The following is a 14,079-nucleotide window of genomic DNA, read 5'->3' on the forward strand; positions in this document are numbered from 1 at the left end:
CGCCCCCACGCCGGTACAGCCGCATGTCGGCGCCGGCGGGCCGCTGCGGGGCCCGCAGCGGCTGGTTCTCCCAGTACGCGCGGTAGGCGGCGGCCCGGCGCACCAGGAACTCCTCCGGCGGTACGCCGTTCTCCGGGGTGCCGCCCGCGTAGTTGTTCTCGGTCTCGTGGTCGTCCCAGGTGACGACGAAGGGATGCGCGGCGTGCGCTGCCTGGAGGTCCGGGTCCGTCTTGTAGAGGGCGTACCGCATCCGGTAGTCCTCCAGCGTGACCGTCTCCCGGTTGAAGTGCGCGGGAAGCTGCCGGTCGGTGTAGCGGCGGTGGCCGCCCGCCGCGTCGACGGCGTACTCGTACAGGTAGTCCCCGAGGTGGAAGACGGCGTGGACGTCCTCCTCGGCGAGGTGCCGGTACGCCGTGAAGTACCCGTCGTGGTACGCCTGGCAGGACGCGGCCGCGAGCCGCAGCTCCCCGACGCGGGCGGCGGCGTGCGGCGCGGTCCTGGTGCGCCCGGCGGGGCTCAGCCAGCCGCCCGCGCGGAACCGGTAGTAGTACGCGCGCCCGGGGGCCAGGCCGCTCACCTCCGCGTGCACGGTGTGGTCGAACTCCGGGTGCGCGGTGGCGTGGCCGCGTCTGGCGATCCGGGTGAACGCCTCGTCGTGCGCGAGCTCCCAGCGCACCTGTACGCGCCCTCGCGGCAGGCCGCCGCCGGGCTCGTACGGGCGGGGCGCGAGGCGCGTCCACAGCAGGACCGAGCCGGGCAGCGGGTCGCCGGAGGCGACGCCCAGGGTGAAGGGGTCCTCGGTGATCTTCCGGGCGTCGAGCTCGGCGGCGCTCGCCGCGCCCGCGGCCGGCAGGTTCACGGCGAACGCGAGAGCGGCGGCGGCACCGGTCGTGGTGAGGAAGCGGCGGCGGTCGAAATGGCGGGCGGCGGCGCGCAGTTCGGCTGTCATGGGCTCATTGGACGGGGCTTGGTTGTCGCGTCCACAACATCCACATGTCGGCCATATGAGTTTCAGGTGCCGGACCCTCCCGTACGCTGCGGCCCCATGAACGCTGTACGGAGGATCGCGGTGGTGACGGGCGCGGGCTCGGGCATCGGCCGGAGCGTGGCGCTGGCGCTGGCGGAGGACGGCTGGTCGCTGGCGCTGGCGGGCCGGCGGGCCGAGCCCCTGGAGGAGACGGCGGCGCTGGCGGCGGCACGCGGCGGCGCGGGCGCGGAGGCGCTGTGCGTCCCGACGGACGTCACGTCCCCCGACGCGGTGGCGGCCCTCTTCGCCGCCGTACGGGACCGGTTCGGCCGCGTCGACCTGCTCTTCAACAACGCGGGCAGCTTCGCGGGCGGCGGCACGCCGGTCGAGGACCTGGACTACGACACCTGGCGGTCGGTCGTCGACACCAACCTGACGGGCGCGTTCCTGTGCGCGCAGGCGGCGTACCGCCAGATGAAGGAGCAGGCGCCGCAGGGCGGGCGGATCATCAACAACGGCTCCATCTCGGCGCACGTGCCGCGCCCGCACTCGATCGCGTACACGGCGACCAAGCACGCCATGACAGGCCTGACGAAGTCCCTCTCGCTGGACGGCCGCCCGTACCGCATCGCCTGCGGCCAGATCGACATCGGCAACGCGGCGACGGAGATGACCGAGCGCATGCAGGCGGGCATCCTCCAGGCGAACGGCACCCTCGCCCCCGAGCCGGTGATGGACGCGGCGGACGTGGCGCGGACGGTGGCGCACATGGCGGCGCTGCCGCTGGAGGCGAACGTCCAGTTCGCCACGGTCATGGCCACGGCGATGCCGTACATCGGCCGCGGCTAGACCACCCTGGAACAAGTACCCGCGACGGGCACGTTGGGACGGACATGACGACCACTTCCCACTCCGCCGAGGTCCTGCGCTACACGGCGTTCTCCGCCGACCCCGACGGGGGAAACCCGGCCGGGGTCGTCCTCGACGCCGCCGGGCTCGGTGACGAGGACATGCTGGCGATCGCCGCCGAGCTCGGATACAGCGAGACCGCGTTCCTGACGCCGCCGCCGGAGGGGCTGGACGGAGCCGGCGCGGGGCGGGCGTTCACCATCCGCTACTTCAGCCCCAAGGCGGAGGTGCCGTTCTGCGGGCACGCCACCGTCGCGACGGCCGTCGCGCTCGGCGAGCGCCTCGGGCCGGGCGACCTGGTGTTCGCCACGCCCGTCGGGACCGTGCCGGTGACGGTGGCCGAGGACGGCGGCGCGCTGCGGGCCACGCTCACCAGCGTGGAGCCGCACGTCGAGGACGTCCCGGCGGCCGACGTCCGCGAGGCCCTGGACGCGCTGGGCTGGGCGCCCGCCGACCTGGACGCGGCCCTGCCGCCCCGGATCGCCTTCGCGGGCGCCCGCCACCTGGTGCTGGCCGCCGCGACCCGGGCACGCCTCGCGGACCTGGCGTACGACTTCGACCGCCTCGCGACGCTGATGCGCCGCCTGGACCTGACGACGGTCCAACTGGTGTGGCGCGCCGCGCCGACGGTGTTCCACGTCCGCGACCCGTTCCCGGTGGGCGGCGTCGTCGAGGACCCGGCGACGGGCGCGGCGGCCGCCGCCTTCGGCGCGTACGCCCGCGAGTTGGGCCTGGTGCCCGAGGCGGCGGTGCTCACCCTCCACCAGGGCGAGGACATGGGCCGCCCGGGCGTCCTGACGGTCGAACTCCGCGCGGGCGAGGGGCGCGTCCGCGTGAGCGGCGCGGGGGCGCGGATCGCGGGTTAGCGGATCGCGCGGTGCCGGATCGCGGGCTAGCGAGGCACCTCGGGGATCTCCCACCCTCCGATGAGCAGCACGACGAAGAACAGCGGCAGCACCTGGAACAGCGCGGCGACGCGCCCCTTCCCCAGCCACTGCAGCACCCCCAGCCCGACGATCAGCCCCGCGCAGACGAGCAGGTCCTCCACCGGCGGCTCGACCTCCTCACCGGCCGCCGCCCACTCCCCCATGCCGACGTCGAGGAGCGCGTACACGCAGATCAGCAGGTTGAAGGGAAACGCGGCCAGGAAGAGCCCGAAGTTGCGCAGCCCGGGCCGGGGCGGGGACGAAGGTGCTTCGCTCATGCCCCCACCGTGCCGCCGGGGCGCACGCGGGGGATGAGTAGGCGTACCTAGGCGGGGCTGAGTACGGCAGTACGCCGGGGAAGCCGGTCAGGGGAAAGCCCACCCGCTCAGGATCCTGCCGGCTTCCTCGCCGATCGAGGCGTCGGCATCCGACACCAACGCGGAGCACAGCTCCTTGAGCCGTGCGAGGCCCTCGTCGGACTGGCAGCAGACGTTGGTGAGGGCGGCGTCGAGGTGATCACCGGTGTCGTCGTCCGCGCTCGCGAGCGCGCACAGGACCATCCGCAAACCGAGGACGTCTCCGCGCTCGAGCAGGGCCTCCGCCGTCTCTTGAGTCACTGCGGTGTCCTGCCCGTCCAGCAGCAGTCGATGCAGTACCGCAGCCACCTCGGCATCCTCTGCCGCGCCCGCCAGTCGTCGGCCGGCTTCCGCTCGGGCGGACCAGGATGGCGAGCGGGCGTCCCGAAGGGCCGAGCTCAACGCGTCGTCGGGATCGGAGAGGGTCATGGCGCCTTGGCCTCCGAGAGTTGGTGGCCGGAGCAGCCCTTGGAGGCAGACGAGTCGGGCTGTACGCCGGGGAGAGTCACCGCAATGCTACGACCTGCACGAACATGCAGGAAGGGCACTTCCGTGGCTACCTACATGGCTACGTAAGGATACGCGCCCGTCCGGATTCCCCGGACGAGCGCGTCGTCGTTCCGGAGGTCAGACGGTCCGCTCGATGTGTTCGAAGATGTCCGCGTCCGTCTCCCGCTGCCACGCCGGCAGCTCGGCCCAGTCGGCGACGTATCCGGGCTTCGGGTCCTCGAAGTGCCTGAACATCTGGGCGGTCCAGCAGATCGCGACGAAGCGCCCCTTCTGCTCGCGGGTGAGCCGAGTGGCGTGCCCTTCGCTGACCTTGATGAAGTCGCGAACCTGTCCGTACACGGCCGCGGCGGCCTCGCGCTCCCACTCGGGCGTCTCGTCCCACGGCGTGATATAGCCGGGCTTCGGCTCACCGGGATAGTGCTTGGTCACACCGGCGATCCACGCCTCGCGGAAGATCCGACCGTCGCTCATGCGCGTGTCCCTCTCGTCATGCGGTGCGCTGAAGCGCCGCAATTCGTTGATCCAGATTCGAGACTCGGCCATCGGACATGAGCGGGGCAAGACTCCCTCGGAGTCCGTCCAGCTTCTTACCGATGAATCCCGAGTTCGACTGGCCGGCCAGGCCGATCACTGTCTCCGCGTAGTGCACGACCTGGTCGATGTCGCGCCGGTGGACTCCGAGGGCGGCAAGGTCACTTAGTACGGCAGCGCGGCGGCGCAGCGACAGAGGTTGGGCGAGGGCTGCGGTGAGGGCGTCTTCCGCCAGGTCGGGGCGTCCGAGCTGGAGGTAGCAGGCTCCTCGTTCCTCGGCGAGGCGGGAGCCGTCGAAGCGGAGCCAGCCGCCGTTGTGGGAGTGGCCGCCGAGGAAGAGAACCTTCTCGGCGTCGTCGAGGGCCCGGGTGCAGCCGTCGATGTCACCCATGGCCGCGTACGCCTGTGCCTGGACGGCTGCGACCCAATAGCGGGTGGACAGTGCGCTGTCCCCACGTCGGGCAATCCCAGAGGCCGCCGCCAGCAACGGCTGGGCGGCGAACGCGCGGCGGGCGTACAGCTCGACGTAGGCGTGGCGGGTCATGGCGCAGGCCCAGAGGTCGTGGTCCCCACCGGTATGGGCCGCTTGGGCGGCCAGCGTGTAGCACTGGGCGGCGTCGGTGTACCGGTTGGCGTCGAAGAAGAGTTCGCCGGCGAGCTGGTAGATGTCAGCCGTCATCGTGCACAGCCGGGTCCGGTCCGCTGCGGTGCGCGCCTCGGCCAGGCCCTTCGTCAGGGCATCGAGCTGCTTGCGGACCGCCGGGAGGACGGTCTGCTTGGAGTCCGAGAGGGTGTAGACCTGCCACAGGCTGCGGTGCAGATCCTCCCCCGTCTCCACGAGAGCTGTCGCCGCGTGTCCTCGGGATGCCTCGTCCGAACCGGGCAGGGTGACCAGCGCGCCGGTGACGGCGAGCAGGCCCAGGACATCGCGGCGCTTCATATCGTCATCATCACCGTGGGGAAGGAGGGGGAGGTCAGAGGGCACGGCAGATTCGGCCGGCTGTTCTTCGGCAAGTAGCCCTTCCAGCTCGGAGAGGGTGACTCCTAGCAGGCTTGCGATTCTGGGCCGTTGGTGCGGCTGTGGTGTGGCACGGCCGCCCTCCCAACGGATCACGGTGGACGTGGCCACCGCAAGTGCTTCGGCGAACTCCTCCTGAGAGTAGCCCTGTGAGGCTCGCCGGTCGGCAAAACGCCTACGCCTTAACGCCATTGGTTTCCCCTCACGAGGAGCACCTTCCCAGCTCGCGCCACCGATGCCCGGAAAACGCCTGGGCGATGCGTGGGGTTCGCTCTGGGAGACGGTAACGGATCGTCGTTCACTGGTCACACACCGCTCGGATGGTTGAGGGATCCTCCGGGCGGCTCGCTGAGGCACAGTCGCGCCGTGGCCCTTACGGACCACGGCCTGCTGCTGCCCCGCCCGAGAGGAGCGACCGCGTGACGATTTCCGAACTACCCCGCAGGAACCCTGGCGCCGGCGGCCGTACGGGCACGCCACCGGAGCCCCGGCCGGGTGAACCGAGCCGGGCTCTGCGGAAACGGGCGTCCATCGGCTGGGAGAAGTTCATGCGTCGCGGCGAGACCTGGCAGGAGACGGAAACATGAACCCGGTCGGCCCCGACGGCTACGAGCTGCACCCGCTCCTGAACATGAACGTCCGCGACATCGCCTCGCGCGGGCAAGGTGTTCTCGTCGCCGTTACCCACGAGCTCCACAGCCACGGCACCGTCCGAGTCGCGCACATCCGGCCCGAGGACGGCGTCGAGTGGACGACCGCAGCGGACAACATCCAGCTCGTGCCCTGACCCGAGGGCGTCTCTGGCCGCATGGCGCCAGCACCTCGCCGTTCTGGGGTGCCTCGCCATCGCCGTGGTCGCACTGGACATCGCGGTACGCCCGACGGATGGCTCCCGGACTTCCGCCCGCCGGCCCATCGGACGAAGCGGATGCACCATCCCGCACCACTCGCAAGACCGTCGAAAGGAGCACCACCATGAGCACCACCACCATCGCACGCCGCGAGCTCGGCCGCTTCCTGGCCATCTCCGGGCAGCGATTCCGTAGCGGCAAGAGCCCCGCCGAAATGTTCTCGCCGGCCGTGGACACCATGTGGCATCAGCTGCTCGCCACCCCCGAGTACGCGGCGTTCAGCACCGAGCACGCAGGCGCCGTCCTCGGGCACCGCGAGATGAACGGCTCCGGACCAATCGCCTGGGTGGCCGCGTACGAGGAGGCGTACGGCCCGCTGCCCGAGATCTGGTTCACCGGCGCCGACGGCATCCTCAACGAGGCCGCGCTCGCCCGCTACGAGGAGACCGGCAGGGTCGTGGCCGAGTGGGACTGCGGCCCCACCACCGGTGACGGCGACGACGCCGCGCCGGGCAACCGGTGACCCTGCCTCGCATCGACGGAGCGTCCCGGCCGACCGCTGGGGCGCTCCGCCTCGTTGAGGCCAGCACCACCAGGCCGCGGTCCATCGGCATCACTGAGTATGTGGAACAGATGACGGCCCACTGCCCCTACCTTTCTCCCTCTGTCGAGCGCGGGCTGACCACCTGGACCGTCTACCGTGCCGAAGGAAACGCGGACGCCGTGGAAGCCGAGCTGTTCCATGCCGGTGCACAAGCCGCCGAGTGGCTGCGGCCCCTGATCCACCGGCCGCACGGGTTCCTGCGGTGCGAAAACGTTGTGATCCTGGGCGAGGTCCCCGGCGCCCGGCACCGCGACCTGCTGGCGTGGCCGCACTGGGCCCTCAAGAACCTGTACGGCCCCGTCGGGATCATGTTCGGCAAGTTCCACGCGGGCGAGGAGGAGAACACGCGGGCCGGCGAACACATCCCAGCCGCCCCGGTCTCGTTCCTCCCCGTGAGAGCCGCGATCCGCCGACGAGACCCCCAGTTCCTCCACGCAACCCCCGAGCTGGCCGCCGCGCTCGCCTTGGCCGACGACGACGGCCACGACGTCTTCGAGCACATCCCCGATGACTGGACGGAGATCCGCACATGGACGAAGCGCTTCCTCCCCCCGGTGAAGTAGTCGGTCCCCTCAGAGACCACGTCGGCGAGCCCTTCACGACCCGACTCCTGAGCGACAGGCGCGGTTCACGGGCCTGGAAGATCGCGGGTCCCCGGGGTGCCGTCGCGTTGAAGGCGAACAGTCCCGACGGCGACGCTGCCCGCGACAAGGCCGCCGAGCTGGCGCAGGAGGACAGTAACCTTGTGCGCCTCATCGGTGCGGGCGCGCTGAACCCCGGCTACCGGATCGACGCCGGAGCCTGGGAGGGCGGCCGGTGGCTCGCGGTGCGGTGGGTCGACGGCATCCCGGTGTGGCGGGCGTTCGCCCTGGCACGTGGACCCGAGGCTGACCGCCCCTCAGTGCGCCCCTGGCTCCTGGGGATCGCCCGGACGTGGGCCGAGCGCTTGACGCGGATGCACGCCGCCGGGTGGACTCACGCCGATGTCCAGCCCACTAACGCCCTGATCGCGAACGACGGCCGCGCCCAGCTCATCGACTACGCCCTCGCCTGCGGCCCCGGCGACGGGGCACGTCTGCCCTACCGTGGCGCGCTCACCCACACCACCGCCCCTGAGGTCGCGGACGCCATCCTCGCCACCACTGCCGACACCCACATCCATGCACAGCCACCGGCCGACATCTGGGGACTGGGCGCTTCGCTGTTCTGGTGCTGGACCGGTCGTCGGCCGTTCTCCTACGAGGACGACACCCCGCGCGAGGACAAGCTCAGGGCCATCGTGAAGACAGCCACGCTGCCGCTCAACGACGTCCGCCCCTGGGCGTTCCCCGAGTTCGAGGAAGCAATCCGCGCATGCCTGACCCCGGCCCCGGAGGACCGGCCGTCCGCCACCGATCTGGCCGCCCTCCTCACCACGTCATGATCACCCTCCGACCGCTCATTTACTCCGATGCCCCGGCCATCCGCCGTATCTACAGCGGGGCCGCCGTCAGGTTCCTGGGACGCCCCGCGATGACCGACAAGGAGGCCGAGGAGTACGTAGTGCGCGTGCAGGAATGGGCCGCCGCCGAACCCGTCGAGCAATACATCCTTGGTGTGGACGTCGCCGGAGAACTGATCGGCGTCGTCAAACTCGGCCGCCGTCCCAACGGGCACGGACGGCTGGGCTACGTCCTGCGCGAAGACTGCTGGGGCCGGGGCTATGCGACGAGCGCCGTCCAGGAACTCGTCGTCTTCGCCTTCACCAGCTTCGGCCTCGAATCCCTCGGGGGTAAGCACCACGCCGAAAACCCCGCCTCGGGCCGGGTGCTGACCAAGGCGGGTTTCACTCGGCTCGGAATCCGAGACGGGATGATCGCGTACCACCTGGCCGACAGACCTTGAGCGTCCAGTGGTTCGAGGGCTGGGCATGAGCCCCTTCGGTGGCATCACGGCAGAGGCGGTGTGGGACAAGTCATTGGAATTCGAGGTCGATGACCAGGTGGTCAGCAAGTACCGGCAACTCCTCCGGACCTGGCGTCAATCCGCCTGAAGCTCCTTTGCGACCTGATCCGCGACGGCGCGGGCCGGGTCAAGGCGAGGGTCCTCGGGGTGAGCGTACGGCCCCAGGATCTTCGCGGCCACGAACAGTGTCATCAGTTTGCCGTCCCGGCTCTCGACGTCGTCTCGTCGCTCCTGGCGAACGCGGTCAGCCAGGGACGGGACGGCAAGCGAGGCTCCCCACAGGGTCGCGGCGTCCAAGCCGCGCGGGGCCATGCCCCAGTCCTCCCAGTCGAAGATGCAGAACTCCGGCGCGGTCATGTTCGCCCAGTTCAGATCCGCGTGCGCAGGTACCCATTGGGTGATGGTGGTGTCGACGTCGGGGAAGAGGCGCTGGGTCGTCTCGGTGACGAGCTCCTGCGTGATCGTCTCGGTGTCGGGGGTGGCGATGCGGTTGGTGCGCTGGGCGGCGAGCGCGTCGAGGGAGACGTTCAGCGCCGCCCACCACTCCTCGGACAGCTCCGGGGCCTTGGCCACGATGGCGCCACCGACGGGCCTCCCAGGGAGAAGGTCGGTCTCGTCCGCCCGCCACATCACCCGCTCGTTCTCGTCCAGCCAGGAAACGCCGGCGTACCAGGCGGGTTTCGCGATTCCGTGCAGCGCCTCAGCGGAGGGGGTGCCGTCACCGCCCTGGATCCCGATCCGGTCAAGCCCGCGCCGCTCGATCCGCACCCACGTACCGCGATCTGTCCGGCCTCCGACCGACCGGCGCTTATACACCACCGTGTCGCGGTCAATCCGCACCTGAAGCGACTGCTCCACCCGCTCCAGGATGGCATCGACCGGTTCGCGGCGGAGGTCAACAGTTTGAGCAGCAGGCAGCTTCATGCCCGGACCGTAGCAAGCCCTTGCGGTCATGCGACGACGCTTCAGCCACGTCCTTTACCCACCTCACGGAGGCGGAGCGCGTTCTCTCCCCCACCGAAGTCGCCCTTTCCTCGGAGCTGGCGCCGAAGCTTGGCCCCGGGACCGGCTAGCACCGGAACCTCAGGCGCCGCGACAGCCCCGACGCAGCCTCCGATCCGACGACGCGTGGCTCCCTTGGTGGCTACTTTCGTGGCTACGTTCGTAGCCGTGAGGTCCGGTTCGAGCCGGTGCGGAACGGGGTGAGGCGAGGCCCACCGCCCCACGAAAAAGAGCCACCGACCTGCAATTATGCTGGTCAGAGGCCCTTGGAGGCAGACGAGTCGGGCTGTACGCCGGGTTCTGTGCCCCGGGACCTCGCGGTCGTCGGGGCGACGGCCATCCATCTAGGACCGGCGTTGCCGCCGGCCTCGTGCGGTCTACCCGCGGACTCGGGCGGGCAGCCCTCGAACGTCCGCGCAGAGACACCGGGGTGTCTCCTCTTGACCTTGCTCCAGGTGGGGTTTACCTAGCCGCCTGGGTCACCCCAGGCGCTGGTGGTCTCTTACACCACCGTTTCACCCTTACCGAGGACCGAGGTCCCCGGCGGTCTGTTTTCTGTGGCACTGTCCCGCGGGTCACCCCGGGTGGGCGTTACCCACCACCCTGCCCTGTGGAGCCCGGACGTTCCTCGGGAGGATCCGAGGATCCCCACGCGGCCGTCCGCCCGGCTCGTCTGCCGTGTCGACCATGGTACCCGGCTGCCGCGACGGCAAGACCGGACGCCTTGACCTTGCCGCAGCGTCAACGTTTCTACTGGTCCCATGCGGATCGGAGAGATCGCCGCCCTCGTCGGGATCACCACGCGTGCGGTGCGGCACTACCACCATGTGGGGCTCCTGCCCGAGCCCCCGCGGCGGGCCAACGGCTACCGGGAGTACGGGCTGCGTGACGCCGTGCTGCTCGCGCGGGTCAGGCGGTTGACCGAGCTCGGGCTCGGGCTGGAGGAGGTGCGGGACGTGCTCGCCGACGACGCGGGGCGCGAGCTCGTCGACGTACTGGAGGAGCTGGACGCCGATCTGGCGCGGCAGCAGGCGGAGATCGGGGCGCGGCGGGAGCGGCTGCGGGTGTTGCTGGAGCAGGCGCGGGTGGGGCGGCTGCCGGCCGAGGGGCCGGTGTCGCCGGGGCTCGCCGAGCTGTTCGGGGACATGGCCCGGGCGTCGGCCGCGCGACCGGGGCCCGAGCCGGTGATGGCCGCGCGGGACCGGGAGGTGCTGGCGCTGCTGGAGACCGTGGTGCCGGAGGAGGAGGGGGAGCGGCTGATGGAGGCCATGCGGGCGATGACGCTGGCGCCGGGGGCGATGGACCGGGCGTACGCGGTGTACGAGCGGCTCGACGCGCTCGCGGACGCCGCGCCCGACGACGTACGGGTGGAGGAGGCCGCGCAGGCGCTGGCCGGGCTTGTGCCGGACGGCATGGTGCCGCGAGCGGAGGAGACCGAGGACCGGGCGCTCATGGAGGTGTTCTTCGCGGACTTCGCACCCGCGCAGGCCGAGGCCGTCCGGCGGGCGCTGCGGATCGCAAGGGAGCGGGACCGATGAGGTGGGTGAGGCACCTCGTCGCGCGTGAGGCGCGGCTCATGGCGAGCCTGGTGCGGTGGCTGGCGCGGCGGCCGCACGGAGTCGGCGGGGCGGATGTGGTCGGCGTCTTCGGGCACGCACGCGACCAGGCGGCGTACATGTACGGCTTCGCCTTCGTGTGCGTCGTCGAGACGGTCGGCATGTCCTACCTGCTGGCGCCCTGGCCGGTGGCGCACCAGGTGGTCCTCGTCCTGGACGTGTACACCGTCCTCTTCGTGCTGGGGCTGCACGCCGCCTCGGTGACCCGGCCGCATGTGCTGAGCCGGGACGCGCTGCGGGTGCGGCAGGCGGGGCACGTCGATGTGGTGATACCGCTGGAGCGGATCGCGTCCGTACGGCATGAGCTGCGCTTCTCGCACCCGGCGGAGGAGGGGGCGCTCCAGTTGGCGGTCGCCTCGCAGACGTCCGTCACGATCGAGCTTGCCGAGCCCGTCACCGCCGTACGGCTGCTGGGCGGGCGGTATCCGGTGCGTACGGTGCGCTGCCACGCGGACGACGCGCGGGCGCTGGTGGACGCGGTCAGGCGGGCGCGAACAGCGCTTTCGCCCGGCCCGGGTCGGCCTGCGTGAGCCGTACGCGCAGCCGCTCGCCCAGCGGCAGGGGGTGCGTGCCGCCTTCGACGCGGGCGACGACCGCCGGGTCCTCCAGGTGGACCGTGCCGATGGCCGGGTCGCGGTCGTGGACGTCGATGACGTACGCGTCGAAGACCTCGCCGACGTGGTCCTGGAGCAGGGCCGCCTCGACGAGGTCGACACACTCGCGCTCCACGGTGCCCGCGCGGCGCGTGCCCGCGGCCATCTCGTCGGGCAGGGCGGGCAGGGCGGTGCGTACCCACTCGGGGGGCTCACGGCCCGCGGCGGCCGCGAGGCAGAGTTCGCCTGCGTAGCGGTCGACGAGCCGGCGCAGGGGCGCGGTGCAGTGCGTGTACGCGTCGGCGACGGCCGCGTGGACGGCCGGGTCGGGCAGCTTCCCGCCGTCGAAGACGGTGTAGCCGGCGCCGCGCAGCAGCGTGGTGCAGTCCTGGAGGAAGGCGGCGTGGCGTGTGTCGCGCGGGTCGAGCGCGCGGATGAGGGCGGCGTACGACACGTGGTGCGGCCAGTCGATGCCCAGCGCCTTCGCCGAGTGCCGCAGCCGGGCGACGGCGCCGGAGGGTGCGGTGGGCAGGGTGCGCAGGATGCCGGTGCCGGCGGCGGTCATGAGGTCGGCGGCGGCCATGCCGGTGAGGAGGGAGATCTGGGCGTTCCAGCCGTCGGCGGGGCGCGGGGCGCGGTACTCCAGCGTGTAGGTCCGGTCGTGGTCGCTCGCGGTGATCTCCTGCTCCGGGACGTTGAGGGAGATCCCGCCGCGCTCCGCCTCCAGGCGTTCGCGCAGGATCCCGATGTCGCGCAGGAGGGCGACGGGCTCCTCGGCGGTGCCGGTGTCGATCTGTTCCTGGACCTCGGCGTAGTCGAGGCGGGCGCGGCTGCGGACGAGGGCGCGTTCGACGTCGGTGGCGACGCGGCGGCCGTACGCGTCGAGGTCGATGCGCCAGAGGAGGGCGGGGACCGGGCGGCCGGGGAGGAGGCTGGCGGCGCCCTCGGAGAGGACGGGCGGGTGGAGGGGGACGCGGGCGTCCGGGAAGTACAGGGTCAGGACGCGGCGGTGGGCCTCGGCGTCGAGCGCGCCGCCGGGGGTGACGAAGGCGGCGACGTCGGCGATGGCGTAGTGGACGCGGTAGCCGCCGTCGGGGCGGTGGGCGAGGTGCAGGGCCTGGTCGAGGTCGGTGGAGCCGGGCGGGTCGACCGTGAAGAACGGGATGTCGGTCGCGTCCCGGGCGGGGAGGCGCGGCGCCTTGGCGGCGGCCTCCGCCTCGGCGAGGACGGCGGCCGGGAAGGCGCCGGGGACGTCGAGCCGGGCGCGCAGCGCCCCCAGCGCGGCCCGGAGGGGAGCCTCGGCGGCGCCGGTGACGCGGATCTGGCGGCGGGGCATGGACCGAGCGTAGGCCGCGGGGCGGGGGGCGGCACGTCGGTGGCTCCTCGCCGTCGTCTCGTACGCTGGCGCGGGGGCCGCACCCCCTTTTCGTACGTGACGAAGGAGAACCACCGTGCTCGTGCTGTTGCCGCCCTCCGAGGGCAAGGCCGCTTCGGGGAGCGGCGCGCCGCTGGAGCCGGGCGCGCTGTCGCTGCCGGGGCTCGCCGGGGCGCGGGCCACCGTGCTCGACGAGCTGGTGGAGCTGTGCGCCGGCGACGAGGACAAGGCCCGCGAGGTGCTCGGACTGAGCGAGGGGCTGCGCGGCGAGGTCGCCAAGAACGCCGGGCTGCGGACGGCGGGGGCGCGGCCGGCCCGAGAGATCTACACGGGCGTGCTGTACGACGCGCTGGGGCTGGCCACGCTGGACGCGGCGGCGCGCGAGCGGGCGCGGGCGTGGCTGCTGGTGTTCTCGGGGCTGTGGGGCGCGGTGCGGGTGGACGACCGGATCCCGTCGTACCGCTGCTCGATGGGCGTGAAGCTGCCGGGGCTCGGGGCGCTGGGCGCGTACTGGCGTACGCCGATGGCTGCGGTGATGCCCGAGGCCGCCGGGGACGGGCTGGTCCTGGACCTGCGGTCGGCGGCGTACGCGGCGGCGTGGAAGCCGAAGGGCGAGGTGGCGGGGCGGACGGCCACGGTGCGGGTGCTGCACGCGCCGACGCGCAAGGTGGTGAGCCACTTCAACAAGGCGACGAAGGGCCGGATCGTACGGAGCCTGCTGGAGAACGGGGCCGCACCCGGCTCACCGGCCGAGCTGGTGGAGGCGCTGCGGGACCTGGGGTACGTGGTGGAGGCGGAGGCGCCGGCGAAGGCGGGGAAGGCGTGGCAGCTGGACGTGCTGGTGGACGAGGTCCACTAGCGCTGTTGCAGGCTGTGC

At 71.9% G+C, this 14,079-nt stretch carries 17 protein-coding genes, 1 other RNA gene and 1 pseudogene; 10 read left to right on the forward strand and 9 right to left on the reverse strand.

The window, feature by feature from the left end; all coding sequences use genetic code 11:
• Positions 1–949, reverse strand: a 949-nt coding sequence (locus ABZX67_RS04675) for an alkaline phosphatase D family protein (RefSeq protein WP_355354473.1), incomplete at its 3' end; no start/stop codon positions are given.
• A 96-nt stretch (positions 950–1,045) separates the two neighbouring features.
• On the opposite strand from ABZX67_RS04675, the gene ABZX67_RS04680 reads away from it, so the two are divergent.
• Positions 1,046–1,816, forward strand: a complete 771-nt coding sequence (locus ABZX67_RS04680) for an SDR family oxidoreductase (RefSeq protein WP_355354476.1) — start codon at positions 1,046–1,048, stop codon at positions 1,814–1,816.
• A 44-nt stretch (positions 1,817–1,860) separates the two neighbouring features.
• The gene (locus tag ABZX67_RS04685; protein ID WP_355354479.1) at positions 1,861–2,742 is read left to right on the forward strand and encodes a PhzF family phenazine biosynthesis isomerase; all 882 of its coding nucleotides are present in this window, start codon (positions 1,861–1,863) and stop codon (positions 2,740–2,742) included.
• 26 nt (positions 2,743–2,768) lie between these two features.
• On the opposite strand, the gene ABZX67_RS04690 is transcribed toward ABZX67_RS04685, so the two are convergent.
• From ABZX67_RS04690 to ABZX67_RS04710, 5 genes and pseudogenes are all read right to left on the reverse strand, one after another.
• Positions 2,769–3,080 carry a hypothetical protein gene (locus ABZX67_RS04690; protein ID WP_355354482.1) on the reverse strand — a complete coding sequence of 104 codons (312 nt, stop codon included), beginning with the start codon at positions 3,078–3,080 and terminating at the stop codon, positions 2,769–2,771.
• 87 nt (positions 3,081–3,167) lie between these two features.
• Positions 3,168–3,587, reverse strand: coding sequence for a hypothetical protein (locus ABZX67_RS04695; protein WP_355354485.1), 420 nt, complete (start codon positions 3,585–3,587; stop codon positions 3,168–3,170).
• 198 nt (positions 3,588–3,785) lie between these two features.
• The gene (locus ABZX67_RS04700) at positions 3,786–4,139 is read right to left on the reverse strand and encodes a hypothetical protein (protein WP_355354488.1); all 354 of its coding nucleotides are present in this window, start codon (positions 4,137–4,139) and stop codon (positions 3,786–3,788) included.
• Positions 4,140–4,155: 16 nt separating this feature from the next.
• The gene (locus ABZX67_RS04705) at positions 4,156–5,139 is read right to left on the reverse strand and encodes a transcriptional regulator (RefSeq protein ID WP_355354720.1); all 984 of its coding nucleotides are present in this window, start codon (positions 5,137–5,139) and stop codon (positions 4,156–4,158) included.
• Positions 5,140–5,232: 93 nt separating this feature from the next.
• Positions 5,233–5,409 (reverse strand): annotated as a pseudogene (locus tag ABZX67_RS04710) (helix-turn-helix transcriptional regulator); the annotation flags it as partial.
• 391 nt (positions 5,410–5,800) lie between these two features.
• Between ABZX67_RS04710 and ABZX67_RS04715 the strand changes: the two are divergent.
• From ABZX67_RS04715 to ABZX67_RS04735, 5 genes are all read left to right on the forward strand, one after another.
• On the forward strand, positions 5,801–6,004 hold the full coding sequence (locus tag ABZX67_RS04715; protein ID WP_355354491.1) for a hypothetical protein: 204 nt from the start codon (positions 5,801–5,803) through the stop codon (positions 6,002–6,004).
• A gap of 188 nt (positions 6,005–6,192) precedes the next feature.
• Entirely contained in the window at positions 6,193–6,591 is a 399-nt protein-coding gene (locus ABZX67_RS04720; protein ID WP_355354494.1) for a hypothetical protein, read from the forward strand.
• Between the two features lie 110 nt (positions 6,592–6,701).
• Positions 6,702–7,235: a DUF6875 domain-containing protein gene (locus ABZX67_RS04725; protein WP_355354723.1), complete on the forward strand. Its 534-nt coding sequence runs from the start codon at positions 6,702–6,704 to the stop codon at positions 7,233–7,235.
• A gap of 107 nt (positions 7,236–7,342) precedes the next feature.
• On the forward strand, positions 7,343–8,095 hold the full coding sequence (locus ABZX67_RS04730) for a hypothetical protein (RefSeq protein ID WP_355354497.1): 753 nt from the start codon (positions 7,343–7,345) through the stop codon (positions 8,093–8,095).
• Entirely contained in the window at positions 8,092–8,556 is a 465-nt protein-coding gene (locus ABZX67_RS04735) for a GNAT family N-acetyltransferase (protein WP_355354500.1), read from the forward strand. The genes ABZX67_RS04730 and ABZX67_RS04735 overlap by 4 nt, the downstream gene beginning before the upstream one ends.
• A 135-nt stretch (positions 8,557–8,691) precedes the next feature.
• On the opposite strand, the gene ABZX67_RS04740 is transcribed toward ABZX67_RS04735, so the two are convergent.
• Positions 8,692–9,540, reverse strand: coding sequence for a hypothetical protein (locus tag ABZX67_RS04740; RefSeq protein WP_355354503.1), 849 nt, complete (start codon positions 9,538–9,540; stop codon positions 8,692–8,694).
• A 351-nt stretch (positions 9,541–9,891) separates the two neighbouring features.
• An RNA gene (gene rnpB, locus ABZX67_RS04745) (RNase P RNA component class A) lies at positions 9,892–10,290 on the reverse strand.
• 89 nt (positions 10,291–10,379) lie between these two features.
• Here rnpB and ABZX67_RS04750 point away from each other — a divergent pair.
• A complete protein-coding gene (locus ABZX67_RS04750; protein WP_355354506.1) occupies positions 10,380–11,156 on the forward strand; it encodes a MerR family transcriptional regulator in 777 nt (258 codons plus the stop codon).
• Positions 11,153–11,764 (forward strand): hypothetical protein, encoded by a 612-nt coding sequence (locus ABZX67_RS04755; RefSeq protein WP_355354509.1) that lies wholly within the window; start codon positions 11,153–11,155, stop codon positions 11,762–11,764. Before ABZX67_RS04750 ends, ABZX67_RS04755 begins: the two co-directional genes overlap by 4 nt.
• On the opposite strand, the gene ABZX67_RS04760 is transcribed toward ABZX67_RS04755, so the two are convergent.
• Complete coding sequence (locus tag ABZX67_RS04760) at positions 11,715–13,163, reverse strand: RNB domain-containing ribonuclease (RefSeq protein ID WP_355354512.1); 1,449 nt, start codon at positions 13,161–13,163, stop codon at positions 11,715–11,717. The two genes, ABZX67_RS04755 and ABZX67_RS04760, sit on opposite strands and share 50 nt — an antisense overlap.
• 115 nt (positions 13,164–13,278) lie before the next feature.
• Between ABZX67_RS04760 and yaaA the strand changes: the two genes are divergently transcribed.
• The gene (gene yaaA / locus ABZX67_RS04765) at positions 13,279–14,061 is read left to right on the forward strand and encodes a peroxide stress protein YaaA (RefSeq protein WP_355354515.1); all 783 of its coding nucleotides are present in this window, start codon (positions 13,279–13,281) and stop codon (positions 14,059–14,061) included.
• Positions 14,062–14,079: the final 18 nt, after the last annotated feature.

This window comes from Streptomyces sp. NPDC003036 (assembly GCF_040611175.1).
In the GTDB taxonomy this organism is placed as follows: domain Bacteria; phylum Actinomycetota; class Actinomycetes; order Streptomycetales; family Streptomycetaceae; genus Streptomyces.

Excerpts from the sequence above, each read along its gene's own strand:
- ABZX67_RS04680 (WP_355354476.1), top strand. The coding sequence starts at position 1,046 with ATGAACGCTGTACGGAGGATCGCGGTGGTGACGGGCGCGGGCTCGGGC.
- ABZX67_RS04685 (WP_355354479.1), top strand. The coding sequence starts at position 1,861 with ATGACGACCACTTCCCACTCCGCCGAGGTCCTGCGCTACACGGCGTTC.
- ABZX67_RS04690 (WP_355354482.1), bottom strand. The coding sequence starts at position 3,080 with ATGAGCGAAGCACCTTCGTCCCCGCCCCGGCCCGGGCTGCGCAACTTC.
- ABZX67_RS04695 (WP_355354485.1), bottom strand. The coding sequence starts at position 3,587 with ATGACCCTCTCCGATCCCGACGACGCGTTGAGCTCGGCCCTTCGGGAC.
- ABZX67_RS04700 (WP_355354488.1), bottom strand. The coding sequence starts at position 4,139 with ATGAGCGACGGTCGGATCTTCCGCGAGGCGTGGATCGCCGGTGTGACC.
- ABZX67_RS04705 (WP_355354720.1), bottom strand. The coding sequence starts at position 5,139 with ATGAAGCGCCGCGATGTCCTGGGCCTGCTCGCCGTCACCGGCGCGCTG.
- ABZX67_RS04715 (WP_355354491.1), top strand. The coding sequence starts at position 5,801 with ATGAACCCGGTCGGCCCCGACGGCTACGAGCTGCACCCGCTCCTGAAC.
- ABZX67_RS04720 (WP_355354494.1), top strand. The coding sequence starts at position 6,193 with ATGAGCACCACCACCATCGCACGCCGCGAGCTCGGCCGCTTCCTGGCC.
- ABZX67_RS04725 (WP_355354723.1), top strand. The coding sequence starts at position 6,702 with ATGACGGCCCACTGCCCCTACCTTTCTCCCTCTGTCGAGCGCGGGCTG.
- ABZX67_RS04735 (WP_355354500.1), top strand. The coding sequence starts at position 8,092 with ATGATCACCCTCCGACCGCTCATTTACTCCGATGCCCCGGCCATCCGC.
- ABZX67_RS04740 (WP_355354503.1), bottom strand. The coding sequence starts at position 9,540 with ATGAAGCTGCCTGCTGCTCAAACTGTTGACCTCCGCCGCGAACCGGTC.
- ABZX67_RS04750 (WP_355354506.1), top strand. The coding sequence starts at position 10,380 with ATGCGGATCGGAGAGATCGCCGCCCTCGTCGGGATCACCACGCGTGCG.
- ABZX67_RS04755 (WP_355354509.1), top strand. The coding sequence starts at position 11,153 with ATGAGGTGGGTGAGGCACCTCGTCGCGCGTGAGGCGCGGCTCATGGCG.
- ABZX67_RS04760 (WP_355354512.1), bottom strand. The coding sequence starts at position 13,163 with ATGCCCCGCCGCCAGATCCGCGTCACCGGCGCCGCCGAGGCTCCCCTC.